The 24,054-nt window shown below is 55.2% G+C and carries 25 protein-coding genes and 1 riboswitch; of the genes, 2 read left to right on the top strand and 23 right to left on the bottom strand.

The window, feature by feature from the left end; translation table 11 throughout:
* Positions 1–29: 29 nt before the first annotated feature.
* From DQX05_RS09060 to DQX05_RS09040, 5 genes are all read right to left on the bottom strand, one after another.
* The gene (locus DQX05_RS09060; protein ID WP_119792848.1) at positions 30–650 is read right to left on the bottom strand and encodes a genetic competence negative regulator; all 621 of its coding nucleotides are present in this window, start codon (positions 648–650) and stop codon (positions 30–32) included.
* A 261-nt stretch (positions 651–911) separates the two neighbouring features.
* A complete protein-coding gene (locus DQX05_RS09055; RefSeq protein ID WP_259391875.1) occupies positions 912–1,349 on the bottom strand; it encodes a DNA-directed RNA polymerase in 438 nt (145 codons plus the stop codon).
* A 129-nt stretch (positions 1,350–1,478) separates the two neighbouring features.
* Positions 1,479–2,288 (bottom strand): metallophosphoesterase, encoded by an 810-nt coding sequence (locus DQX05_RS09050; RefSeq protein WP_119792846.1) that lies wholly within the window; start codon positions 2,286–2,288, stop codon positions 1,479–1,481.
* A gap of 6 nt (positions 2,289–2,294) precedes the next feature.
* Positions 2,295–2,690, bottom strand: coding sequence for a hypothetical protein (locus DQX05_RS09045; RefSeq protein WP_119792844.1), 396 nt, complete (start codon positions 2,688–2,690; stop codon positions 2,295–2,297).
* Positions 2,687–3,277: a CPBP family intramembrane glutamic endopeptidase gene (locus DQX05_RS09040; RefSeq protein WP_119792843.1), complete on the bottom strand. Its 591-nt coding sequence runs from the start codon at positions 3,275–3,277 to the stop codon at positions 2,687–2,689. Before DQX05_RS09040 ends, DQX05_RS09045 begins: the two co-directional genes overlap by 4 nt.
* A gap of 208 nt (positions 3,278–3,485) precedes the next feature.
* Here DQX05_RS09040 and DQX05_RS09035 point away from each other — a divergent pair, with 208 nt between their 5' ends.
* Both DQX05_RS09035 and serA read left to right on the top strand, forming a co-directional pair.
* A complete protein-coding gene (locus DQX05_RS09035; protein ID WP_119792841.1) occupies positions 3,486–3,977 on the top strand; it encodes an inorganic diphosphatase in 492 nt (163 codons plus the stop codon).
* Between the two features lie 414 nt (positions 3,978–4,391).
* A complete protein-coding gene (gene serA, locus DQX05_RS09030; RefSeq protein WP_119792839.1) occupies positions 4,392–5,978 on the top strand; it encodes a phosphoglycerate dehydrogenase in 1,587 nt (528 codons plus the stop codon).
* 156 nt (positions 5,979–6,134) lie between these two features.
* On the opposite strand, the gene DQX05_RS09025 is transcribed toward serA, so the two are convergent.
* The 18 genes from DQX05_RS09025 to ribD all read right to left on the bottom strand — a co-directional run bounded on the left by DQX05_RS09025 (position 6,135) and on the right by ribD (position 23,388).
* Positions 6,135–7,574: a sensor histidine kinase gene (locus tag DQX05_RS09025; RefSeq protein WP_119792837.1), complete on the bottom strand. Its 1,440-nt coding sequence runs from the start codon at positions 7,572–7,574 to the stop codon at positions 6,135–6,137.
* 1 nt (position 7,575) lies between these two features.
* Positions 7,576–8,292, bottom strand: coding sequence for a response regulator transcription factor (locus DQX05_RS09020; protein WP_119792835.1), 717 nt, complete (start codon positions 8,290–8,292; stop codon positions 7,576–7,578).
* 80 nt (positions 8,293–8,372) lie between these two features.
* Positions 8,373–9,626 (bottom strand): cytochrome c biogenesis protein CcsA, encoded by a 1,254-nt coding sequence (ccsA, locus tag DQX05_RS09015; RefSeq protein ID WP_119792833.1) that lies wholly within the window; start codon positions 9,624–9,626, stop codon positions 8,373–8,375.
* On the bottom strand, positions 9,623–11,287 hold the full coding sequence (gene resB / locus DQX05_RS09010; protein ID WP_119792831.1) for a cytochrome c biogenesis protein ResB: 1,665 nt from the start codon (positions 11,285–11,287) through the stop codon (positions 9,623–9,625). The genes ccsA and resB overlap by 4 nt, the downstream gene beginning before the upstream one ends.
* A 26-nt stretch (positions 11,288–11,313) precedes the next feature.
* Positions 11,314–11,838: a redoxin domain-containing protein gene (locus tag DQX05_RS09005; RefSeq protein ID WP_119792829.1), complete on the bottom strand. Its 525-nt coding sequence runs from the start codon at positions 11,836–11,838 to the stop codon at positions 11,314–11,316.
* A gap of 239 nt (positions 11,839–12,077) precedes the next feature.
* Entirely contained in the window at positions 12,078–12,821 is a 744-nt protein-coding gene (locus DQX05_RS09000) for a pseudouridine synthase (RefSeq protein ID WP_119792827.1), read from the bottom strand.
* 514 nt (positions 12,822–13,335) lie between these two features.
* The gene (locus DQX05_RS08995) at positions 13,336–13,869 is read right to left on the bottom strand and encodes a spore maturation protein (RefSeq protein WP_119792826.1); all 534 of its coding nucleotides are present in this window, start codon (positions 13,867–13,869) and stop codon (positions 13,336–13,338) included.
* An 81-nt stretch (positions 13,870–13,950) separates the two neighbouring features.
* Positions 13,951–14,595 carry a nucleoside recognition domain-containing protein gene (locus DQX05_RS08990; RefSeq protein ID WP_119792824.1) on the bottom strand — a complete coding sequence of 215 codons (645 nt, stop codon included), beginning with the start codon at positions 14,593–14,595 and terminating at the stop codon, positions 13,951–13,953.
* A 54-nt stretch (positions 14,596–14,649) separates the two neighbouring features.
* The gene (locus tag DQX05_RS08985; RefSeq protein WP_119792822.1) at positions 14,650–15,885 is read right to left on the bottom strand and encodes a D-alanyl-D-alanine carboxypeptidase family protein; all 1,236 of its coding nucleotides are present in this window, start codon (positions 15,883–15,885) and stop codon (positions 14,650–14,652) included.
* A 228-nt stretch (positions 15,886–16,113) separates the two neighbouring features.
* Complete coding sequence (gene ytfJ, locus DQX05_RS08980) at positions 16,114–16,560, bottom strand: GerW family sporulation protein (protein ID WP_119792820.1); 447 nt, start codon at positions 16,558–16,560, stop codon at positions 16,114–16,116.
* Positions 16,561–16,689: 129 nt separating this feature from the next.
* Entirely contained in the window at positions 16,690–17,394 is a 705-nt protein-coding gene (locus tag DQX05_RS08975; protein WP_119792818.1) for a DUF2953 domain-containing protein, read from the bottom strand.
* A gap of 236 nt (positions 17,395–17,630) precedes the next feature.
* Positions 17,631–18,332 carry a metal-dependent hydrolase gene (locus DQX05_RS08970; protein WP_119792816.1) on the bottom strand — a complete coding sequence of 234 codons (702 nt, stop codon included), beginning with the start codon at positions 18,330–18,332 and terminating at the stop codon, positions 17,631–17,633.
* A gap of 1 nt (position 18,333) precedes the next feature.
* A complete protein-coding gene (scpB, locus tag DQX05_RS08965; protein WP_119792814.1) occupies positions 18,334–18,951 on the bottom strand; it encodes an SMC-Scp complex subunit ScpB in 618 nt (205 codons plus the stop codon).
* Positions 18,920–19,714, bottom strand: coding sequence for a segregation and condensation protein A (locus DQX05_RS08960; RefSeq protein WP_119792812.1), 795 nt, complete (start codon positions 19,712–19,714; stop codon positions 18,920–18,922). The genes scpB and DQX05_RS08960 overlap by 32 nt, the downstream gene beginning before the upstream one ends.
* 83 nt (positions 19,715–19,797) lie before the next feature.
* Positions 19,798–20,265, bottom strand: a complete 468-nt coding sequence (gene ribH / locus DQX05_RS08955) for a 6,7-dimethyl-8-ribityllumazine synthase (RefSeq protein WP_006676815.1) — start codon at positions 20,263–20,265, stop codon at positions 19,798–19,800.
* Between the two features lie 48 nt (positions 20,266–20,313).
* Positions 20,314–21,555, bottom strand: coding sequence for a bifunctional 3,4-dihydroxy-2-butanone-4-phosphate synthase/GTP cyclohydrolase II (locus DQX05_RS08950; RefSeq protein ID WP_119792810.1), 1,242 nt, complete (start codon positions 21,553–21,555; stop codon positions 20,314–20,316).
* 23 nt (positions 21,556–21,578) lie between these two features.
* Positions 21,579–22,238 (bottom strand): riboflavin synthase, encoded by a 660-nt coding sequence (ribE, locus tag DQX05_RS08945; protein WP_119792808.1) that lies wholly within the window; start codon positions 22,236–22,238, stop codon positions 21,579–21,581.
* Positions 22,219–23,388, bottom strand: coding sequence for a bifunctional diaminohydroxyphosphoribosylaminopyrimidine deaminase/5-amino-6-(5-phosphoribosylamino)uracil reductase RibD (gene ribD, locus DQX05_RS08940; protein ID WP_119792806.1), 1,170 nt, complete (start codon positions 23,386–23,388; stop codon positions 22,219–22,221). The genes ribE and ribD overlap by 20 nt, the downstream gene beginning before the upstream one ends.
* Before the next feature lie 260 nt (positions 23,389–23,648).
* A riboswitch (FMN riboswitch) is annotated at positions 23,649–23,815 on the bottom strand.
* Positions 23,816–24,054: the final 239 nt, after the last annotated feature.

The raw sequence follows: 24,054 nt of genomic DNA, 5'->3' as shown, positions 1-24,054 counted from the left end.
GGCGCTCCCTGTTAATCAACAGAAACCATTTAGGCGTGCCGAGGAGGGAAATGACTGCAAATGACGGAAATCGCATTCTCCGGGAGAATGCAGGTTCCGTACTCCTCCAGAACCGCGGCCGTTACGGATGCGGCCTCCCCATACTCTGCAAGAATGGAGACCAGACCTTGCAGACGGTGAGAGTCGAGATCCGCCGGTTCCGCATAAAATATCCACTGATGATTATATTGGTATAGCGCCCCAGAGACGGAGAAATTGGTATTCACCGTATGGGCCGCCTCGATGAAATGCTCAAAATCGCGGAAAGCGAAAACGATGGTGTCGCTCTCTTCCAGCGTCACTTCCATTTCATACACATCATCCAGCTCGTCTTCATCCGCGCCGCTCGCATGATGCCCCGAGCCATCCCAGCGGGTCCGGGTTACAATGACGACCATGCCTTGGGCAGGCATTGCGAACACTTCTACGGCAAGCGGTCCCGTCGCGTCGAATCCGAGTTCAGTGTAAGCCTGGTCCATCATTTCCGCGAACAACTCCTGCAGCTTCGTCATCTCGCGCCACAGATCTTCGCGTTGGATCCCGCGCTCCGACAAATCGTCGAACGTAAGAAAAACACGGATTTTGTCTTGACTCAGACGTTCGATTTTCATGGACAGGACCCTCCTTTGCAACTTCGGTTATAACAGATTATGAAGCAACATATAATATGTGCTGAAAATGGTTCCTTGTAAACTCATGTTATCATTAATTCAAATGTTTTGCACTACATAAAATAGCCTGTTCGCATCTTCTTAGGTATGTACTGGAAATACCCAAAAAAGCCGTCGATGAACGCTCGACGGCTTTTGTTGCCGGTTGCTCGATCAAGACGGCCGAATCGGCTGCATGATCGTGCAGCCCTTGCTATTTCATTAGTGGCGGGCTTGTTGCTGCATGTCCGATTTGGACTCGAACGGCTGTGCCGAAGTCTTCAAGGCGTTTTGGGCGCTTGTGGAAGCAGCCGAATTCATGGATGAAGGCAGCGGAGCCAGTCCGTTCTCGCTCAGAATCGCGTCAACCTTGCGCTTGACTTCCGGATCGCGATCGATCAGCTGCTTAACTTTGTCCAGGCTGAACTCGTTCGCATTCGATTGGCCGGCCGCTTTGGACATGGCGCTGCCCATGTCAGACAGATTGGACATCATAGCAGAGTCCATCATTTTGTTTTTCGCTTTGCCCATCACGTCCTGCATCACGTCTCCAGCCAACTGAAGCTTGGACTGCAGGTTCGCAAGCGATCGGCGATCGGCCATATACATGCCGGCGATGACCCCGAGAGCCGTACCGGTAAAGAATGCCCTGATATTCACTGCTGTTCCCTCCTCGATTATTAGGATTCAGTTGTTAGTGTGGTCGCCGCCCACCTGAACCATGCGCAATAAATTCAGGAAACAATGGGATAGGCCATCGCCGATACCGCGAAATCCGTCCTTTGCTTATTAAGGTGCCCGAAGCGTAATGAAATGAACCTCCGGCGGGCTGCACAGGCGAACAGGGGCATGCGAGGTCCCATATCCCCTGCTGATGAACAACCGTGTGCGGTGTCCGTCCTTGCCGGCGAACGCATACCACCCTGCCAAGAATTGGCGGTAAAACTTCCCGGTCCGGATAGGTCCGAGCCCGGGCAAGCAAATTTGTCCCCCATGAGTATGTCCGGACAAGACCAGATCGATGCCCTCCATATTCTCTCGACGAAGGGAGAGCGGATCATGAGTAACGACGATGGTGAACCCCGGCTGCTCCCGGACGTCAAGCATACTGAGCCTGGCGTTCGTTCTTCCCGTGCTGAAGTCATCCCAGCCGACCAGCCATATCCCCGTTCCGTCCCGCTCCAGCCGGATGGCTTCATTGTCCAGCAGCTTCACGCCCAATTCCCTCAGCATATCGTCAAGCCTGCGGATATCGGACTCGTAATCATGATTGCCATGAACGGCAACGACCGGACCAAGACGCGACAGCATCCGTATGTTATGTCTGGACCGTTCCAGCGGAACGCCGGCTTCCGTCATATCGCCGCCAAGAATGACGAGATCCGCCTTGTCATGCTTCAGCAAAGCCGCCAGCTCCCGCTCGGTAATGGTCCGCCGATGAATATCGGAAATAAAAAACAAGCGGGTGCCGTCGAAAGATGACGGCAGCCGCATTAACGACACTTCCTCTTCTACAATGTTACATCCGCTCGCTTCCCGCAACATGTAGCCCGTAACGGCACAGAAGCCCAGTACAACAAGACCGATAACAACAATCATGGCGAATTATCCCTCCAACGCCATCTTATGCCGCCCCCACAAGAAGAGCGCGATTAAAAGCCCGATAAACAGCAAAAACAATATATTATAAAACCATTGCGTAATTTTTGCGTAGTTGGAAGGATACAATTCTTTGCGGGATGGCAAATAACGATCTTCATCCTCTTCCTCATCAAGGAGAGCCCCCGCATGATCCCCCGGTTCGTCTCCCAGATGCTTCGTTGCTGTTGGCGTGGTGTCTGGATGGGACCCGGCCGCCTCCTTGCCGGATGCGGAAGCCTCGGGCACCGAATCTTCCCGCAGCCGACGCAGCGCAGTAAGCGCCGGACTGTCTTCCATGTCGGGGGCCGCAGATCTGCGTGTGAACCCGCGGAATGACGGGTCAGGCCGCTTCTCGCTCATAGTTCCCTCCGAAAGCGTAAAATAAGTCCCATAATCAAATCAATGAAAAAGTGAGCCGCAATAGGTGCCCACAATGTTCCCGTCCATTCGTAGACGGTTCCAAGCGCATAGCTGATTAGAAATACCATTAGTGTCGGCAGCCAATGGCGCAAATAGCGGACATGGATCGCGGCGAATAAAATACTGGTCCAGTACGGGCCAAAAGCATGCTGTACCGCCCCCCGGAACAGCAGTTCTTCACATATGCCCACAATAAGACACATGACGACTATATGCCACACCGGCCGCTTGCCGAACAGCTTCTCGTTCATGCCTCCGTCGTCTGTCATGTCCTCCGGTACGAATTGCGATACGGCAATATCGATGAGCACGACAGCGACGGCCAATCCGGCGCTCCACCACAGCCACTGCCATCCTTCCGGCAGTACCAGCAGGGCGAACGGATTTCTGCCCTGCAGCCATATCCATATCAATCCCGCCAATAGGGTCAAGCCTTGCGTCAGATACAGGTTAAGAAGCAGAAGGCGATCGTCGAGTTCGTGAACACGAACCTGCCGTTCTTTAAATTGATTCCATTTCTGTTTCATTTAATCCCTGCCTTACCGATATATACACGAAGATGCAACTAAAGTTGCGACGAACCGACAGATGAATCATATCAGAAAAAATGACTTCGATACAACCTCAGCCATTGCAATCGGCTCGACGCTTCCTCTACAATAGGTAAAGTTAGCAATGATTGACATTCTGTCCCGGTTCAGGAAAAACGAACATGTATGAAGGAGGCAAGTCGGTATGTCCAATTTAGTCGTAGAGGCTTTCATCGAAATTCCGGCTGGAAGCCAAAACAAATATGAGTATGACAAGGAAAAAGGCCGATTCATTCTCGATCGCGTTCTCTACTCCCCGATGCATTATCCAACTGAATACGGGTATTTGAACAATACGCTGGCAGAGGACGGAGATCCGCTTGACATTCTCGTTCTTACCACCTTCCCGACTTTCCCGGGCTGCGTCATCGAGTCCCGCGTCATCGGAGTGCTCGTCATGTCGGACGACAAAGGCCGCGACGAGAAGCTCCTTGCCGTCCCAACGAAGGATCCGCGCTGGAATGAAGTGAAGTCCCTGCACGACGTACAGCCGCATCTTTTGCACGAAATCTCGCACTTCTTTCAAGTCTATAAAGATTTGGAGAACAAGAAAACGACCATCGAAGGCTGGAAGGATGCCGAATTCGCTGAAAATCTGTACGAACAGAGCATTGCACGATACAACGCATCCAAATAACCGCTTTCACTTCTGTTTTCGCTATATTATGCCGTTTTTCACCCTATTGACACCGATCAGTAAGCGTGATACAGTAAGTACAATTTCATGATGTAATACGGTGAAGGAAAAGAACAGATGCGAAGGCCTCCAGAGAGCCGATGGGTGGTGGGAATCGGCGGCGGACCATTCTGTTCCAGCGTTCCGGAGTTGTTGTGCTGAAGCTTGCAGACGGCAAGTGCGTAGGTCCGACCGGCTAGAGCCCGTTACCGCTCGGCATCTCGCTCCCGAGATGATTAAGGTCTGGCGTGCAAGCGCCGGGCGAATAAGGGTGGCACCACGGAAGAAGACTCTCGTCCCTTACTACGGTCGTAGTATGCGGACGGGAGTTTTTTTATAGATAACTTATGATGTAGATATTGGGAGGAGATATCCATGTTTAAAGTACTCGTATCGGATCCAATCAGCGATTTCGGCATCCAGCAGCTGGTCGACGCACAGGATGTAACGGTCCTGAAGAAGACTGGATTGTCGGAAGACGAGCTGATCGACATCATCGGCGATGTCGATGCCCTGCTCGTTCGCAGCCAGACGCGGGTAACGGCGCGCATCATGGAAGTCGCCAAGCAGCTCAAGGTTATCGGACGCGCCGGTGTCGGCGTCGACAACATCGATCTGGAAGCCGCGACGAAGCGGGGAATCATCGTTATCAATGCGCCGGACGGCAACACGATTACGACCTGTGAGCATGCGTTCGCCATGATGATGGCCTTGTCGCGCCATATTCCGCAAGCGTACGTGAAGACGATTAGCGGCGTATGGGACCGCAAATCATTCCTTGGCGTCGAATTGATGAACAAGACGCTCGGCGTGCTCGGCATGGGCCGAATCGGGAGCGAGGTCGCGAAGCGCGCCAAGGCGTTCGGCATGGAAGTCATCGGCTACGATCCGTTCATGACGGACGAGCGGGCGGAGAAGATCGGCGTCAAGCTTGGCACGGTAGACGAGATGATCCGCGCGGCCGATTTCATCACGGTCCATACTCCGCTGACCGACGAGACACGCCATATGATTTCCCGTCCGCAGTTCGAGGTGATGAAGCGGGGGATGCGCATCATCAACTGCGCCCGCGGCGGCATTATCGATGAACGGGCACTTATTGAAGCGATTGACGAGGGCATCGTAGCCGGCGCGGCCTTCGACGTCTTCGAGGCAGAACCGCCGGCTGCGGATCATCCGTTCTTGAGTCATCCGAAAATCATTGTCACCCCTCACCTGGGCGCATCGACGGTCGAGGCGCAAGAGAACGTGGCCGTAGACGTCTCGGAGCAGTTATTGCATATTTTGCGGAACGAACCGTTCAAAAATGCGGTGAATATGCCGCCGGTCGCGCCAAGCGTGCTAAAGAAGATCCAGCCTTACTTCAAGCTCGCCGAGAAGTTGGGGCAATTCGCCGGTCAAATGGCCAAAAGCCCTGTCCTGGAGATTGTCGTCAATTATTGCGGCGATCTGGCCGAGGTGGATACCCAGCCGATTACGCGCCACATCGTCAAAGGCGTGCTGTCCCGCCATCTTGGCTCCGATGTGAACGAGGTCAATTCGATGCATCTCGCCAAGGTCCGCGACATCCATATTTTGGTTGAGAAATCCCATATCGCCAAAGGATTTACGAATCTGCTGACGGTCAAGCTGCGCACCAGCACCGAAGAACGGCTCGTAGCCGGCACGCTGTTGAACGGATACGGAGAACGGATCGTCCAGATCGACAAATATACGGTGGATTTGGTGCCGGAAGGCTATCTCCTTCTAATCTCGCATCATGACAAGCCGGGCGTCATCGGACTGGTCGGCTCCCTGCTCGGGAACAACGGCGTGAACATCGCCACGATGCAGGTCGGACGCAAAATCGCCGGCGGAGACGCGATTATGGTGCTGTCCGTGGACAAGTCGGTGCCGCAGGATGTCCTCGCGGAGCTGAAAGCCCATTCGGACATCAATAAAGCGAAAGTCATCGTATTATAACAAAAAGCTGCCCGGATCAAGCCAAGCAATGCGGCATGTTCCACGGACAACAAGATTTTGGTAAAAAATCCGGCTTGCTCTGACATCATTAGCGAATTGCCGCACGACACAAAACTCCCTTCTCCGCCAAGCGGAAAAGGGAGTTTTCTCATTTCGTCATCCGTTCTCTTTTTGTGACACCGGGATCGGGAGCTGAAGGGTGAACGTTGTCCCCTCGCCCTGAATGCTGTGAACCTGAATAGAGCCCTTGTGGGCCTCCACAATATTTTTGACGATAGCCAGACCCAATCCGGTTCCGCCGGTTGCTTCCCGCTTGCGGGCCTTATCCGCCTTGTAGAAGCGGTCGAAAATATAGGGGAGATCCTCAGACGGTATGCCCTGGCCGTGGTCCTGAACGACGATGCTGAGCATCTCGCCGCCGTCGGCCGAAAGACCGCGGCTTGTAGCGATGCGGCATTCCTCGCCGGCCGAGGAATGCCGCATCGCATTGTCTAGCAAATTGGTCAGCACCTGCTCCAGCCGATCCTCGTCAGCGGCGGGCAGCACCGGATCATGCGCTTCGAGCTTCAGGACGATCGGAATCTGCTGCTCCTTCGCGAGCACCGTATATTTGCGGTACACGCGGTGAATCAGTTCATTCACGTCGGTCTCGTTCCAATGCATCTGCATATGGCCCGATTCCATCTTGGCCAGATCAAGCAGATCCTTGACGAGACGGCCCATACGCAGCGACTCATCATGAATGACCTGAACCAGTTCCTGCCGTTCCTCCGGGGAAGCGGCGATATCATCCATCAGCGCTTCGCTGTACCCTTGCAGCATGGAGAGCGGGGTTCGAATCTCATGGGACACATTGGCGACGAAGTCCGTCCGCATCTTCTCAAGCTTGACTTCCTCCGTAATATCCCGCAGCACGGCGACCGCCCCGCGTACGCGGCTGTCCGCATGGAGCGGGCCCATCACGACCGACCATACTTCCTTCTGCACGTGTACCCGCGCCGTGACTTCCTTCCCTTCCTTGACGACTGTGTGGAAATAAGGCTCCAACGGATCGGGAACCGCCGAAGATTCGGCTCCCTCCTCTTGAATGTTCCACTCCATCTGATTCCAGGTGTTCAGAATCGCTTCGCCCTGCGGATTCGTGAGCAGCATCTGGCCGGCCGCGTCGAACGTAATCACCGCGTCGGTCATGCTCCGCAGCACGCTCGCCAAGTGCTCCTTCTCATGCTGCAGATCCTGAATCGTCAGCTTCAGCTCCTCCGCCATATGGTTGAACGTGCGCGAGAGCTCGCCAATCTCGTCGGAGGAGCGTATCGTCACCTTCGTGGAATATTCTCCTTGCCGGATCGTGTCGGCGGCCTCCTTCAGCTTACGGAGCGGCTGCGTAATCTTCGTGAACAGGAACAACGCGAAGAACGTCGTCAGCGAGAAGCCGGTAATCGCGGTATAGACGAACAATTGCTTAATGTCATTCGGATGCGCGAAGTTGCTGTCAATGTACGGCAGCAGATATACGCCCAATGTCGCCATGACGAAGGCGACGAGGCCGATGATGGTCATCCATAGCTTTCCGACAATGCTTCGCCAAAATTTCACGTTATTTAGGCACCTCTAACTTGTAACCGACGCCCCATACGGTCGTAATCATGGCCGCCGCCTCCGGCGACACCTTGTTCAGCTTCTCGCGCAGACGCTTCACATGGGTATCTACAGTCCGTAGATCCCCGAAAAATTCGTAGTTCCATACATCCTTCAGCAATTCCTCGCGCGAGAACACTTTGTCCGGAGATATCGCCAAATAGTGAAGCAGCTCATACTCCTTCGGCGTCAGACTTACTTCTTGGCCGCCCGCCGTTACCCGATGGGCATCATGCTCGATAACCAAATGAGGGAATACGATATTGTTGCTCGTCTTCGGATCGTTGGTCAAGAACGCGGTCGCCGACGAACGGCGAAGCACCGCCTTGACCCGGTAAATCACTTCGCGCGGGCTGAACGGCTTGACGACATAGTCGTCCGCCCCCACCTCGAACCCTTGCACCCGGTTCATTTCTTCACCCTTCGCGGTAAGCATAATGATCGGCGTTGCCTTGACCTGCCGCAGCCGCGTGCATACTTCGATGCCGTCCATTCCCGGCAGCATAACGTCGAGCAGGATCAAATCATAATCTTCGCTTACCGCTTTCCGGAGCGCCATTTCTCCATCTTCTGCCTCATCAATCGCGTACCCCTCTTTTTCCAGGTACATTTTGAGCAAGCGGCGAATGCGTTCTTCATCATCAACTACCAATATGCGATTCACTTGTTCAGACATATACGACTCCCCTTCCAATGGTTATACGCGTAACTGGACAGAACAAGAGTCCTGTCCAGTCGCATGCGCAGCTGCCCGGATTATACTCCGGCATAGGAATGCAGCCCGGAGATAATAAGATTGACTCCGACCAAAGTAAACATAACGATCAAAAAGCCAATGACGGCAAGCCAGGACGATTTCGTCCCGATCCAGCTGCGAGACAGACGCAGATGCAGGTAGGCGCTGTAAAAAAGCCACGTAATGAGCGCCCAGACCTCCTTCGGATCCCAGGCCCAGAATCGGGACCAGGCAATCTGCGCCCAGATCATCGCGAAGATGAGCCCGCCCAGCGTAAAAACCGGGAAGCCCAACGCGATGGACCGATAGCTGATCTCATCGGCCAGCTCCGGGTCGACGCCGCGGACAAGCGGTTGAATCGACTTCGCAATCGGCTTGCGGATGAGCAAGCGAATGAGACCATACAGCGCGAGCCCGGCCAGCAGCGACCAGATGACGGTGTTCAGCTTCCGTCCTGCCTGCACGCCCTTCATCCAGCTTGGCGCTTCCATGAGCGGAAGCGAAATGCCGATAAAGCTCGGCACTTTCTGCAAGGAAGCCGAATCGCTGTTGTACGGAGCGACCAGCGGCGGCATTTGATACGTCACCTTTTCAAGCCTTGTCTCAATTTGACCGTTCTTGACGCTCTCCACCTTTTGGTCAATGATGACCTCGTATCCGGCCCCGCGGAAAATAAACACGATCAAGATAAACCCAACGACGATAACAATGCTGGCCATCGTGAACTCAAGCCAGCGTTGCGGCCGGCGCGGAGCCCCGGCATCCCAGCGGACCGACCGCAGCAGGTGCAGCAGCCCGGCCAGGAAGCCGACCGCGAAGAATGCGTAGCCAAGCGCGACCATCGTTACATGGATATAGAGCCAGATGGAGTCTAGCTGCGGGATAAGCGGCTGGACTTCACTTGGAAAGACAGAGGCATAACCCATAATGATAACGGCCAGCGGCACCCCGAATACGCCGAGCACGGTTGAACGGTATATCAGATACACCACGACGAAAGCGGCAATAATCATCATCGCCAAAAAGGACATAAATTCGTACATATTGCTGACCGGAATATGCCCCGCGCCAATCCAGCGCGTGAAGAAGTAGGCGGCCTGCGCCAAGAAGCCGATAATCGTCACGGCGAACGCAATCTTCCCCCACTTCCGCTCCCGGCGGCCGGAATTCTGGGCTTTGCCGCCTCCCAGGGCGAACACGAACAGAATGAACGCGATGCAGAACAAGAAAAATGCGACTAAATAGGCATCCTGGCTAAATTGTAGCAGATTCAAGCCTTATTCCCCCCACGATCTATCATTTTGGAATCCACCTGCACATCGGCGGCCGCCAATGCTCGTGCCACTTCATTGCGCAAGCCGAACCAATTTTTGTTCGTATGCGCTCCCAATGCCAGATTCTGTCCATCCAGCCGCAGCCACACGCGGCGGTGCTGCCAGTAAAAGCCCATAATCAGGCCGATCATGCTGATGGCGGCTCCGATCCAGATGAACGGCATCGCCGTATCCTTGCGGACCGTCAGATAGCTTATGGATTCGGACATCGTCACATCATCCATCGACGGGACGCGCAGCTCGAACCGCTCCGCCATCTTGCCGTTGATGACATCCTGTTGGAAGCGGACCTTGTCTTTTTGTAGCGGGAAATAGAGATAAGGCTCCCCTTCAACCGGTATGCCAGGTCCCTTAATCAGGAAAATAAAAGCGGGAGCATTCGGCTCCTGCGACATATTCGTCGGCTCGCCATTGCTGTTCAAGCCAAAGTCCATGAATTTGCTCGTTAATTCCAGGGTATAAGGCCCTACTGTATACTCGCGTTCCGTCCGGTTCACTTTCAGCTCGAATTGCCCGTATACTTCGCCGGTAGCCGGATTCCGCAGTTCAGGCTTGACCGCCACGAGCTTCGGCGTCAGATCGAAATCGAATTGATACGCCGAGATGCCGTCGAATTCCAACGGATCGTTGACCCGGATATCATACTGGTGAACCTTCTCCAGCACCGGCTCCGCCACCGGATCGTCGCACTTGTCGACACAGCGGAACAGGGTCGCCTTCGTCTCGTACAGCTTCGCGAACACACGGCCTTCCTTGACGAAATGCTCCGGCATCTCCTCTTCCGAATAATACTCGACCGTGAAATGATCATTTTGCAAATAGTACGGCGTATTCGGAATCTCCCGTGGCTCTCCCTGCGGAAATCCGGCATAATACTCCATATGCCATCCCGGAATGCTTCTTGCCAGCACCGCCAGCAGGAAGATGATTAGCCCGATATGATTAATATATGGCCCCCAGCGGCTGAAGCGGTTCTTCTCCGCGAGCAGCGCCCCGTCGTCGCGGACGATGCGATAGCCCCGCTTCTTGAGGGCGTTCGACATTGTGTCAAGCCATGCCTTCGGCTCCTCCCTGATGTCGCCCTGATAGGCGACGCGCTGCCGCGTAATGAATTGCTCATGCTTGCGAACCTTTTGCTTATGTAAGGCGCGGTACAGCGGAAGGACCCGGTCCAGACTGCATATAACGAGTGATGCCCCGATCATGACGAGCAGCGTAATGAACCACCACGATTCATACGTATGGGACAAGCCGAGCAAATAATAGATATGCCCGAGCGTGCCATAGGTCTGCTTGTAGTATGTCGCGGCGTCGATCGAGATGAAATTGCTTTCCTGCGGATAAATCGTTCCGAGAGAAGCCCCGATCAGCGTAATGATAATAATGATGATCGCGATTTTGACCGAGGAGAAGAAGTTCCATATCCGGTCAATCCATGAAGGATTCGCCTTTTGCGATTTGCGGGCGACGCCGTCATATCTCATTTCGAGCACTGTATCGGACCCGGGCTCCTCGTTCTGCGGTTTGCCGCAGGCTTCGCACAGCACCGTTCCTACGGCGTTCTGATGCCCGCATTCACATTTCGTGTTGACAAACGCCACGTCATTGCCCTCCTTCCATATCCCGGTTATGTGCCTGTAATCTGCTGAAGATAAGCATTCAGCTGATCAGGGGATAATTCTCCGATATGGATGGCATGGACTTTGCCGTTCGGCTTAATGAAGAACGTGGTCGGCATCGGCCCGATACCGAACGCCTTGATTGCCTTCTTCTTCTGATCCAGCAGCATCGTGAAATCCACGTTCACTTTTCTCATATAATTCTCGACGACCAGAGGATCTTCCCCCGCATTGACGCCTACAACATCGACCCCGCGTTCCTTCCAGTCATCTGCCGTGCTCTGCAAGGCGGGCATTTCCCGTTCGCACGGCTCGCACCATGATCCCCAGAAATTAAGGACCACCGTCTTGTCCCGGTAATCGCTTAACTGAACCAGATCGCCCTGCACGGATTGGAGTGTCAGGTTCGGTATCGCATCCCCGGCTTTCGGCGTCTCCGACTTCTTGAATGCGGAACTGACAGCGAAGCCCCCGAGCAGAAGGATACCCGCTAAAATAATGATTTGGACTGTCTTATTGCGTTTCCCCATCATCTACGCCCCTTCCAGAGGTTGTTCAAAAATCCGCTTTCACTGGATTTTGCGAACACTCATTTCTATGACATTTTTCACAACCAGGTAGAAGAGTTGCTACAATTTCCGCACACCATCCACGATCATTATAATTCATGGGTGGAGCGCCCCCTCTTCCTTAATATGAAAATTATGTGTCATAGCAAAGGGAAACAAACCCCACACCTGCCGGGTTCGTTCCAACCGATTCAAGAATCGGTTCAGGCCTCTGTGCGGTTTGCTTTAATCGCCATCTTCAATTCGTTGACCTCGGATTTGGTCAGGTGCCGGAATTTGCCCCGAGGAATTCCTTGCAGGAAGATGTTGCCGAATTGAACCCGCTTCAGCTTCACGACGGGATGCCCGATCGCTTCGAACATCCGGCGCACCTGACGGTTGCGGCCTTCATAGATCGTAATGCTGATCGTGGCCGATTTGCGTTCCATATCGACATCATGATATTCCACCTCGGCCGGCTGTGTCATGCCGTCTTCGAGCTGAATGCCCTCTCTCAGCTTCTCCAGCAGATCGCCATGCGGAATGCCCTTGACGGTCGCATGATACGTCTTCGCCACATGATGGCGCGGATGCATAAGCATGTTCGCCAGATCGCCGTCATTGGTCAGAAGCAGCAGCCCTTCCGTATCGTAATCGAGCCGGCCTACCGGATAGACCCGCCCTCCGATGCCCTTGACGAAATCAAGCACCGTTTTGCGCCCTTCCGGGTCCGACATGCTCGTAATAACCCCTTTCGGCTTGTGGAAGGCGGCATATACTTTGTTGGCATTCGCGGTAATCGGCTTGCCGTTCACGGTAATGATGTCTGTCGCAGGATCCGCCTTGACCCCTAACGCGGTCACGACCTCTCCGTTAAGCTCCACCTTCCCGTCCAGTATCAATTGTTCACATTTGCGGCGTGACGCAACCCCTGCGTTTGCCATAATTTTTTGCAATCGTTCTTCCATCGATGTCTGTCACCTCAAACCTATGATATCCTTTTGTGAACAAGACCACAAGCCAGAGGTTCAAAAAATTGTCGAAATCCATGACAAAGAGGCTGTCCCAAAAGTAGTATTCAACTACATTGAGACAGCTCCCCCTGATTCTCAAAGCTCGACTCGCCGAAAAACTGCATAAATACACCTTTCCTTTATAAGCGCACTCCATTATTGGGAATCCTGCAAAACGGCATCAATTTCAGACTATCCAAGCGATAAAAGAAAAAATCGATTAAAATAGTGTTCTTTTGCAGGAATTTCATCAAATAGCGGCTGAAAGAGCAGAAATTGCTGCATCCACGCAGGATTTCCCTGCTTCATCCCTCTTCCACCGTTTTGCGCGCCGCCATTTTTCGATCTGTACAGTCTCTATGCGAGCGTTTCCGTTTTCTCCCGCATCCACATTCTCTGTTGACTCGTCACCGCATTCATTTTGCAATGCCTATGAGACACTCCCTTCCCATGCTTCGATTCCGCCATCTCACCCGAATACAAGCAGACAGACGATAATGGCGGCCACAAAACCGACCAAATCGGAGAACAGTCCCACCTTGAGCGCATAGCGTCCCTTGCTAATGCCGATCGCTCCGAAATAGACCATCAGCACATAGAGCGTCGTATCCGTGCTGCCTTGAATGGTGGAGGCCATTCGTCCGATCATGGAATCTGCGCCGTAGTTCTTAATCAGATCGGTGGTAAAAGCGAGCGACCCCGCACCTGTTATTGGCCGCAGGAAGGCGAGCGGCAGCACCTCGCTCGGAACGCCGAACCAGCTGAGCAGCGGAGCGAACCAGCCGACGATCCACTCCATCGCCCCGGAGGCCCGGAACACGCTGATAGCAACCATCATCCCCACGAGCGTAGGAATGATGTTGATCGAGGTCTGGAAGCCGTCCTTCGCCCCTTCCACGAACGATTCATAGACGGGGATGCGCTTGAAATACGCGTATAAAGGAATGAAGACGATAATGGCCGGGATGGCCCATGCAGAAATAAGCGACACTACAGCATACATGAGCAGCCGTCCTTTCCGAACGAGTGATGAATTCCCTCTTCAGCCAATGGCGCTTGACCGCATGACCCCAGCTGCCCGCTCTTAGTCAGGCATCGGCGGCACGCCAAGCCCTGTCCGGCCGCTTCCGGCTGTCGTGCTCGGCGGACGGGCCGAGGCCCGGTTGCGGTACCACCGATCGGCCGCAATCGCGGCGAGCGTCGCCACCATCGTAGCCAGCAGCGTCGTGCCGACGATCTCGGCAGGATTGGCCGAGCCGAAATTCATCCGAATCGCGATCAGTGTCGTCGGAATCAGCGTGATGCTGGACGTATTGATCGCAAGCAGGGTGCACATCGCCGGCGTCGCCGTCTCCTTGTCCGGATTCAGCTTCTGCAGCTCTTGCATCGCCCGTATCCCCATCGGCGTCGCCGCGTTCCCCAAGCCGAGCAGATTCGCGCTCATGTTGGACATGATGTACCCGAGCGCCGGATGATTGGGCGGCACGTCCGGGAACAAAAAGCGGACGACCGGGCCTAGCGCTTTTGCGACTTTGGCCAGCAGGCCTCCGTCTTCCGCGATGCGCATCATCCCCAGCCAGAACACCATGACGCTAATCAGACCGAAGCTGACCGTAACTCCGGTCTTCGCTCCGTCAAAAACGGCTTCCGTCACCGCGTCAATCCGTCCTTGAGCGGCTGCCGCGATAAATCCGACTAGCAGCATGAACATCCATATTGCATTGACCATCGTTCTCCCCCCTTATGACATCCGGCATCCTTCCCTGATGATTAGCGCTGACGATTAGCGCGCAAGGAATAACGAGCCTACCGCACTCCGCAGCCCGTGGAGCCATCTGGCGGCGGAGGTATCCGACTTGCCTGTCCCGGCCTCGTCGCCGCCTGCCGCAGCTTCCTTCAGCTGGACGGAAATCAGCGGCTTGCCATCCAGCTCATACCGAAGCGATCCGCGATAGCCCAACCGGTAATCGAGACTTCCCGCCGGTATAAGCCGCACGGACACCTTCACCCGGTCGCGCTCGTCCGCTCCGAGCGGATAGGCGGCAGAGGCCGAAGCTTGAAGATGCTCATTGCCTTGGATCTTATCCCCCTTGGCGACCAGTGGCACTTCCGGAAAGGCCGAGAACCCGTAATCAAGCAAGCGGGAATGATCGAGCCAGTCATTGCCGTCATTCAGCGTCACGACCGCCAGCTGCTGGCCGTGCCTTGTCGCCGAGCTGACGAGACAACGAAGCGCTTTGGACGTATAGCCGGTCTTCACTCCGTCCGCTCCCTCGTACAGATGCAGCATTTTGTTTTTATTGGTCCATTTATAAGCCCAATTCTCATTCGGATTCGGCACTGTCTTCACCTTCGTGCGCACGATCTCCTGAAAGGTCGGATTGTGAAGCGCGTACGCGGAGAGCCGGGCAAGATCGTTGGCCGTCGTATAGTGCCCGTCGGCATCCAGCCCATGCGGGTTGCGGAATTGCGTCTTTTCCAAGCCAAGCATTTCCGCTTTCTCGTTCATCATGTACACGAACCCTTCTTCAGACCCGCCGACATGCTCCGCGATCGCGACGGCGGCATCGTTGCCGGAGCGCAGCATCAGCCCGTACAGCAGATGGTGGAGGCTCATTTCCTCGCCTCTGCGCAGGTACAAGGAGGATCCTTCCTTGGCGAAGGCCCGCTTGCTCGTCTTCACGACATCGCTCAGCTGCCCGGTTTCAATCGCCACGATGGCGGTCATAATTTTCGTGGTGCTTGCCATCGGGAGCGGCGCTTCGCCATTTCGGCTATACAGAATACGTCCGCTGGCGACGTCGATCAGCGCCGCAGCCTTGGCATGGATGCCCGGGGGCTTCATCCGTTGGGTAAAGCGTTCAGGCACGCGTTCGGGTTCAGCCTGCACCACCATGCCGGAAGTATCGGAAAATCCCGCGCTTCCGTTCCTCGCCTCGCTGAACGGGCTAAGGACAAGTAGCACGGAACTAATGAGCAGCAGCTTTTTGGTGAATCCCGCATTGGTGAATCGGATCATAGGGTCCTCCTTTATGTGATGCCAGTCCAATTGTTACCATGTGTATGCCTGTCTTCTCCTAGGTATGCGGAAGGAGACGAGAAATAACGAAGTTGACGAGATAAGATGCGAAAGAAGAGGAAGGCAGCACGGCAAATAGCGCCAAGCCCGTTCCTCCTTCGCACATCGCCTAGCGGATGGGGAAGGCAGACGAACTTGACGCTTCTGCATGTGACACGCATGACGATTTCACGCCTCTTCTTCTTCACTCGGCCCGCCGTGCCCGTCGCGCTTGAACATCGCTTCAATCCGGTCAAGCACGCTTGGTGTGACATCGATAATCCGTTCGAGCAAATGGGTCTGATTATCGAGCGATACGACGTTGATGCCTTGCTGGCCGACGACAAGGAACGCAATCGGGGTCAAACACACCCCGCCGCCGCTTCCGCCGCCGAACGGCAGGGCATGAGACGATGATTTCCGATCGTCATGCCCGTTCCCGGATCCGGAGCGCCGCGAATCAACCCGGAAGTCGCTCCCCCCTGCAGCGAAGCCGAAAGCGACTCTGCTTATCGGAAGAATAACGCTCCCGTCCGGGGTCTGAACGGGATCGCCAACGATCGCGTTCACATCGACCATGGCCTTGATATTTTCGAACGCAGCTTGCATCAATCCTTCGACAGGATGTTCTGCCATTGCCTTGAGTCCTCCTCCACATATATAAGTTCCAACAGCCGTATATCGGCTTTTTCCACACCTATCCCCACATCAGGTACTGCCTGCACGTCCATAGCTTGCGCACAAATAAAGCGTAGTATGTATAGCCTAGCCCTGCACTTTCCGTGCAGCGGCCTCCGCCAGCGTCCGCCGCCACATGCCGATCCCGCCTTCGGCACGCACAATGCGGAAGGCAAGCCGGGCCAGCGAGCGAACGACATGGCCGAATCGTATCTCGGCAATACAGATAATGCGGGTGGAGAAGTAAGGATGATGAAACTGAGGGGTAATTCCTAGAATCGGATAATCCTGAAAACGAAGGATATAGCTTAGCTTGCCGACAAGCCATGACTTGACTGACCAGGTCGTGCCAGTGGCGATGGCGGTTCCGGCCGGATCCCCGACCCCGATTTCCGTCTCCCAGATGAACAGGCTGCACTTTATGTTGTCCATCGTATCCTCGATCCACTCGACGATGCCTCTTGTATACCGGGCCAGCCGCTTGATCCGTCTGACGTACCGGGCGACGCTCTCCCGGTTCACCTTCCGCCTGGCTTTATCCTGGCTGCTCCCGCCGAAGTTCTCCTTCTTCTTCTGCTTCAGATTCAATCCTTCCTCCATATTGATGAAGCGGATGGATCGCCATTCGTACCGCCAGCGAATCCATCCGTAGAAGGCCCGGATAATAAGGAATACCCGTTCATGCTTTTCCGCTTTGTGAATGACCAGCTTGCATTCGACGGTCGAGAAAAGAATCAGGAAGAGCAGCATGGCGATGACCGCTGCGATGCCTGCCGTAATCCAAATCCCCATAGTCTGCCTCCGTTCCGAATGATTTCCTGAACTAACCGTATTATGGCCTTTTATCCAATCAGACATGCAGGAAGTTCCATTGTGTCATTGAGAGGCGGACGCCGGGCACGGCAAAGCCCGCCGCAGATCGACTGACGTCGTCCGCTGGCGGGCTGTTCATACCGCTTATTTCAGCGCTTATCCAATTCATTCGTTCTGCTGCTCTCCGGGCTTCCTCCGGCTCCTGTCAGCTTGGGTCAGCCCAGCTCCAATTCATCGGTGTCAAGCGATTCCCCTGGGGCCAGCTCAACGCCCTGAATGCCGATAAGCTTCAGTTGAGTGACGAAGGCCGCGCCGTCCTGTTCAATCGGCGGGAACGTATTGTAATGAATCGGGATGACGACCTTCGCCTTGGTCCATTGCGCGGCCAGGAGCGCGTCCTCCGGATCCATCGTGAAGAAGCTGCCGATAGGCAAAAAGGCGATATCCGGCTTATACCGCTCACCAATCAGCTTCATGTCGCTGTACAAGGCGGTATCTCCGGCGTGGTACACGGTCAATCCATCCATCTGAAGCACGATTCCTGCCGGGTTGCCCAAATATTGAGCCTGCCCGTTCACTGTGACCGAGGAGCTGTGGAGGGCATTGACCCATTTGATCGAACCGAAGTCGAAGGTGCCTCCCCCGCCCAGATTCATGCCGATAGCGCGCACGCCCTGCTGCTCCATGTACTCGGCCAGCTCCACGATGGCTAAGATGGTGGCGTCATTCCGCTTCGCAATGTCCGCCGCGTCGGCGATATGATCGCCATGGCCGTGGGTAAGCAGCACATAATCCGCCTGAATCTGATCCGGTGTGGCCTTCGCGGCCGGATTGCCCGTCAAGAACGGATCGATGATAAGCCGATGGCTCCCAGTATCGATTTCGACGCAGGCATGTCCATGAAACTGAATTCGCATTTTAACGTTCTCCTCCTTCTTCGTTCACATCTTCAATTGTCAGCTGCCGTCCTTCTAACTTCTCGAACAATAGCTGCGTCTCCTCCTCCAAGCCTTCACTTTGTTCGAAGGCCGAAGCTTCCGGCAGTTCGGACAAGCTGGCTAGCCCGAAATAATCGAGAAACGCGCGCGTCGTGCCGTACAGTATCGGCCTTCCGATCGCTTCGGCCCGGCCCGTTTCTTCGATCAGGTCTTTATTCACGAGCGTCTGAATGGCCCGATCGGACTTGACGCCGCGAATCTCCTCAATCTCCACGCGGGTGATCGGCTGGCGGTAAGCCACGATGGCCAGCGTCTCGAGGGCTGCCTGGGACAGAGACGAGCGGGAAGGCGAATAGGCCATTCGTTCGAAATAAGGCGCATGATCCGGCAACGTCGTCAATTGATACAAGCCGGCAATGGCCACGATCTGGATCCCGCGCTTCGAACGCTCCATGTCCGCCTGCAAATCATGCAGCGCCTCCATGACGATTTCCTGCCGCTGTTCCGTAATTTCTGCGATTTGCTTACTATTTAAACCTTCATCTCCCGCCATAAACAGGAGTCCTTCAATAATCGACTTCAACATCTGAAAGTCCATCGTCTTCCACATCCCCTTGCCACTGAATCACAATTTCATCAAATACCCGATCTTGAAAACAACGAATCTGCTTCAACTTCATTAATTCCAGCACGGCCAGGAAAGTCACGACCACCTCGTGGCGGGTCAACTGCTCGCTCAGCAGCTTGGAGAACAGCAGCTTGCCTCCCCTTCCCACCGGCCGCAGAACGGTGACGATATCGCGAATCCGATCCTTCACGGAAATCTCGTCGCGGTGAATCGTGGCGACCATCGTACGCCGGGATGCTTTGCGCAGCGCCTTCTGGAAGGCCGCAATCAAATCCGACACATGGAGCCCTTCCACCGGATTCGACGGCTTCGACGGCATGAACGGAGTCAGATCCTCCGGCTCCTTCGTGAACAGAAGGCTTCGCTCCGATTCCTTTTCCCGCAAATGCTCGGCGATTCCTTTGTACTTCCGGTATTCAACCAGCTTGCGGATCAGCTCCGCCCGCGGATCCAGGTCCTCTTCTTCGTAATCCATCATGTCGTCATCCCATTCCATGACGGGCGGCTTCGGTAAGAGCTGTTGGGACTTCATCGCTAACAGGGTCGCTGCCATAACGAGAAACTCACTCGTAATATCCAATTCCAATTCCTTCATGCTATGTAAATAATCCATATATTGATCGGTAATCTCGCTGATCGAGATATCCTGAATAGAAATCTCCGCCTGATCGATAAGGTGAAGCAGCAGATCAAGCGGCCCTTCGAACAGCTCAAGCTTGTAAGTGACGGACACGAACGTTCCTCCCGTAAAAAACAAATGTAGCGCCCTATTATAAAGGCATGTACCTCTATAAAGGGCACTACATTAAATAAGCACTATTTCAACTGATTCGTCAAGTTTGCCATTTCAATCGCCGTTGCGGCCGCTTCCCAGCCCTTGTTGCCGGCCTTCGTGCCTGCGCGCTCGATCGCCTGCTCGATCGAATCCGTCGTCAGCACGCCGAACACGGTTGGCACGCCTGTTTTCATATTGACTTGGGCGACCCCTTTGGCCGTCTCGCTGCACACATAGTCAAAATGCGGCGTAGATCCGCGAATGACGGCGCCCAACGTGATCACCGCGTCATATTTGCCGCTTTCCGCCATTTTCTGGGCGATGAGCGGAATCTCGAACGCGCCGGGAACCCAGGCGACTGAGATCTCCTCATCCTTCACGCCGTGGCGCTTCAGCGCGTCCAGCGCCCCCGACAGCAGCTTGGAGACGATGAATTCATTGAAGCGTCCGGCGACGATGCCATATTTTAACCCTTCCGATACTAAATGACCTTCAAATACATGTGGCATAGATAAAACCTCCCGATGGAATATAATTTGCTGTCACTAGCTTGCGATTCAGGATTCGATTTGTTCGTTCTGCTCGATGTCATCGAACACGAGCATATGTCCGAGCTTCGCCGCCTTCGTATGCAGATAACGCGTATTGTCTTCGTTTTCCTGCATCTGAATCGGAACCCGCTCGATAATTTCCAGGCCGTAGCCTTCCAGCCCTTTGATTTTGCGGGGATTGTTCGTCATGAGCCGGATGTGGCGGACGCCGAGATCCTTCAAGATCTGTGCGCCGATGCCATAATCCCGCAGATCCGCCGGGAACCCGAGCTTCAAGTTCGCGTCGACCGTATCCAGGCCTTGTTCCTGAAGCTTGTACGCTTTCAGCTTGTTAATGAGTCCGATCCCCCGGCCTTCCTGCCGCATATAGAGGAGCACGCCGTTCCCTTCCCGTTCGATCGCGCGCAAGGCGGCCGCGAATTGAGGCCCGCAGTCGCAGCGGTGCGAATGGAACACATCGCCGGTCAGACATTCGGAATGGACGCGGACCAGCACCGGCTTCGAGCCGTCGATCTCGCCCTTGACCAAGGCGACATGCTCCTTGTTGTCGACCTCGTTCGTGTAAGCGATCGCCCGGAACACGCCGAAGTCGGTAGGCATGTTGACTTCGACTTCGCGCCGGACCAGATTCTCTTTCTCATTGCGATAATGAATCAGATCTTTGATGCAAATGAGCTTCAAGCCGTGCTTCTGCTTGATCTCAATCAGGTCTGGCAGCCGCGCCATCGTTCCGTCTTCCTTGATCACTTCGCAGATGACCCCCGCCGGCGGCGCTCCGCACAGGCGGGCCAGGTCGACGGCCGCTTCGGTATGGCCTGCGCGGCGCAGTACGCCGCCCCGCTTCGCGATAAGCGGGAAGATGTGGCCCGGACGGCGGAAGTCCGCAGCTTGCGCCTTCGGATCGAGCATCTTCTGAATCGTCAGCGAGCGCTCATAAGCCGAGATGCCTGTCGACGTCTCGACATGGTCGATCGACACCGTGAAGGCCGTTCCATGGTTGTCCGTATTGTGCGACACCATGGGCGGCAGATCCAACTCTTCTGCCCGCTCGGGAGTAATCGGCACGCAGACGAGCCCGCGGCCCTCGGTAATCATAAAGTTGATCGCTTCCGGCGTCGCCTTGTCTGCAAGCGCCACGAAGTCGCCTTCGTTCTCGCGATCCTCGTCATCGACGACGATAATCACTTTGCCTTCCATTAAATCTCGTATGGCATCCTCTATCGTATCGAACTGAAATTGTTCACTCATCGCCCTTCCCCCTTTGCATGATGTCACATAAAGCCGTGTTCCGCCAAAAAGGCGCTGCTGATGCGGGAGCTTCCGCCGGTGGCGGAGCGGCTGCCGAAGGCCAGCAAATGATCGACATATTTGGCCAGCACGTCGCATTCGATATTGACCGTGTCTCCCGGCTGCTTGCCGTGCAGCGCCGTCTCGGCAAGCGTATGCGGAATGATCGAGACGGCGAACATGCCCTCCTCCGCCCGGGTCAGGGTGAGGCTAATCCCGTCCACAGTAACCGATCCCCGCGGGATCATATACTTCGCCATACCCGGATCCTCGGCGAGGAATTCGAACACCACCGCATTCGCCTGCTCCGTCCGGCGCATAATGCGCGCCAGCCCGTCGACATGACCCTGTACGATATGTCCGCCGAAGCGGCCGTCAGCCGCCATGGCCCGCTCCAGATTGACCGGGGCGCCCGGCTGCAAATCCTTCAGGTTCGTATGCCGGAACGTCTCCGGCATAACATCCGCCATGAATGAGCCGGAGTCATAGGAGACCGCAGTCAGGCATACTCCGTTCACGGCGATGCTGTCGCCGATCTTCATCCCTTCCAGCACTTTTGCGGCCCGGATATGGAGCACCATTGCTTCTCCGCGCTTCGTAACGGCCTGGAGACGGCCAACTTCTTCAACGAGTCCCGTGAACATTGTCGCTTCCTCCCTTCTCATCCCGCGTTGCAGCAATCCGTTCAAATACGGTGCCGAACGGATATCCGCTTATGCAAACATTGTCTCCTAGCGTATCCACCCGCGTATGCCGGAGCCGGTAAGCGTCATTCATCCGGCTTACGCCATCGAAGGCGAAGTTGGCCGGCGACGCCTTGCCGCCGACAATCGTCGGCGCATAGAACAGCACGACCCGATCTACCCAGCGGCCATCCAGCATCGCGCCGTTCAGGCGGCCGCCGCCTTCCAGCAGGATGGAGCCGATCTCCTGGCTTCCGCACCATTCCATCATGTGCCGCAGATCGACCTGCGGCCCGTCGCCAGCGGTGATAACCCGCACACCGCGGGCCTCCAGCGCTTCCCGCTTCCCGGCGTCCGCCCGGGAAGTCGTGAACACGATCGACGGCGCGGAGCGGTCGACGACAACCTTCGCTTCCAGTGGAAGCCGCAGCTGTGAATCGACGATAAGCCGCGTCGGATGAAGACCCGGCACGGCAAGCCGCGTCGTCAGCGACGGATTATCGGCGAGCACCGTGCCGATTCCGGCCATAATCGCTTGATGGCGGTGGCGCATCGCGTGCACCTGTTCCCGCGCCTGCTCGTTGGAGATCCAGCGGCTGTCGCCCGTATGCGTCGCAATGCGGCCATCCAGCGTGCTCGCCGTCTTGAGCGTGACGTACGGCAGGCCGGTCGTGATGTACTTGGCGAACATCTCGATGAGCGCCTCGGCCGCGGGCTGGAGCACGCCCGCAACCACCTCAACGCCATGCTCGCGCAGCAGCGTGGCTCCCCGGCCGCTGACCGCCGGGTTCGGATCGAGGCACCCGATGACGACGCGCTTGATTCCGGCTTCCAGCAGGCGAAGGCTGCAGGGAGGCGTCTTGCCGTAGTGGCTGCATGGCTCGAGCGTGACATAGGCGGTAGCATCGCGTGCAGCTTCGCCGGCCATCTGCAGCGCATGCACCTCCGCATGGCCCTCGCCGCGCTGCAGGTGGGCGCCTAGGCCTACGACCCGGCCTTCGCGGACGATGACGCAGCCGACGGCCGGATTGATACCGGTCTGTCCCATGGCCCGTTCCGCCATATCCAGCGCCAGCTGCATGTAGAACTCATCATTGATTACCGGATGCACCAGAACGTCCCTCCTTCTTTTTACAGCTTGCCCCATCGCAGCAAAAAACCCTTCGGAATCCTCCGAAGGGCTAGGTTGTGAGCTTACAGGTATGTACTTCTTTTCATCATAGGTACAGTCAAATAAACAGTCCGGAATCGTTCGCGAAAAAGAGGAAACCGCCTTCCCACGTATGACAAATAAACCGGCTGAATATCGGCCACTGAAAAAACTATGTGAAAAAAAGAACTAAAAAGAGTTAAAAAGAAAACTCTTCTCCTGACGCCCTTCTCCCATCCAGACTATACTGTCGGCTCTGGAGTTGCACCAGATCCACCGTTCGAACGAAAGTTCGTCCGGGTCACGGACTAAGGAAGACGATAGCCGTTAACTGCGCTACCGTTCCATCACCGCCGGTCGGGAATTGCACCCTGCCCTGAAGGTTCAGCAGATATGATATTGAGTGAATCTACAATCGATTACGTAACGGATCTTATCACTTCAAGCGGAAAAAGGCAAGGCTATCCCTCACCTTACTGTTGTTCTTCTTTGATAATGTCACCCTATAACTGTTCTGAGATAATGTCACTATGGAACAGGAGATAATGACATTGACGAAAGCAGAAATGAAAAAGGTACTCGTGGTGGAGAAAATCATAGATGGGCGGATGACCAATAGGGAGGGAG

It is taken from the genome of Paenibacillus thiaminolyticus, from assembly GCF_003591545.1.
Classification (GTDB): Bacteria; Bacillota; Bacilli; order Paenibacillales; family Paenibacillaceae; genus Paenibacillus_B; species Paenibacillus_B thiaminolyticus_A.
Note: the sequence above shows the minus strand (reverse complement) of the source record. Positions and strands in the feature narration are given on the sequence as shown.

Bases quoted from the DNA above. Each gene is read 5' to 3' on its own strand.
- DQX05_RS09060 (WP_119792848.1), bottom strand. From the start codon at position 650: ATGAAAATCGAACGTCTGAGTCAAGACAAAATCCGTGTTTTTCTTACG.
- DQX05_RS09050 (WP_119792846.1), bottom strand. From the start codon at position 2,288: ATGATTGTTGTTATCGGTCTTGTTGTACTGGGCTTCTGTGCCGTTACG.
- DQX05_RS09045 (WP_119792844.1), bottom strand. From the start codon at position 2,690: ATGAGCGAGAAGCGGCCTGACCCGTCATTCCGCGGGTTCACACGCAGA.
- DQX05_RS09040 (WP_119792843.1), bottom strand. From the start codon at position 3,277: ATGAAACAGAAATGGAATCAATTTAAAGAACGGCAGGTTCGTGTTCAC.
- DQX05_RS09035 (WP_119792841.1), top strand. From the start codon at position 3,486: ATGTCCAATTTAGTCGTAGAGGCTTTCATCGAAATTCCGGCTGGAAGC.
- serA (WP_119792839.1), top strand. From the start codon at position 4,392: ATGTTTAAAGTACTCGTATCGGATCCAATCAGCGATTTCGGCATCCAG.
- DQX05_RS09020 (WP_119792835.1), bottom strand. From the start codon at position 8,292: ATGTCTGAACAAGTGAATCGCATATTGGTAGTTGATGATGAAGAACGC.
- DQX05_RS09005 (WP_119792829.1), bottom strand. From the start codon at position 11,838: ATGATGGGGAAACGCAATAAGACAGTCCAAATCATTATTTTAGCGGGT.
- DQX05_RS09000 (WP_119792827.1), bottom strand. From the start codon at position 12,821: ATGGAAGAACGATTGCAAAAAATTATGGCAAACGCAGGGGTTGCGTCA.
- DQX05_RS08995 (WP_119792826.1), bottom strand. From the start codon at position 13,869: ATGTATGCTGTAGTGTCGCTTATTTCTGCATGGGCCATCCCGGCCATT.
- DQX05_RS08990 (WP_119792824.1), bottom strand. From the start codon at position 14,595: ATGGTCAATGCAATATGGATGTTCATGCTGCTAGTCGGATTTATCGCG.
- DQX05_RS08985 (WP_119792822.1), bottom strand. From the start codon at position 15,885: ATGATCCGATTCACCAATGCGGGATTCACCAAAAAGCTGCTGCTCATT.
- ytfJ (WP_119792820.1), bottom strand. From the start codon at position 16,560: ATGGCAGAACATCCTGTCGAAGGATTGATGCAAGCTGCGTTCGAAAAT.
- DQX05_RS08975 (WP_119792818.1), bottom strand. From the start codon at position 17,394: ATGGGGATTTGGATTACGGCAGGCATCGCAGCGGTCATCGCCATGCTG.
- DQX05_RS08970 (WP_119792816.1), bottom strand. From the start codon at position 18,332: ATGCGAATTCAGTTTCATGGACATGCCTGCGTCGAAATCGATACTGGG.
- scpB (WP_119792814.1), bottom strand. From the start codon at position 18,951: ATGGACTTTCAGATGTTGAAGTCGATTATTGAAGGACTCCTGTTTATG.
- ribH (WP_006676815.1), bottom strand. From the start codon at position 20,265: ATGCCACATGTATTTGAAGGTCATTTAGTATCGGAAGGGTTAAAATAT.
- DQX05_RS08950 (WP_119792810.1), bottom strand. From the start codon at position 21,555: ATGAGTGAACAATTTCAGTTCGATACGATAGAGGATGCCATACGAGAT.
- ribE (WP_119792808.1), bottom strand. From the start codon at position 22,238: ATGTTCACGGGACTCGTTGAAGAAGTTGGCCGTCTCCAGGCCGTTACG.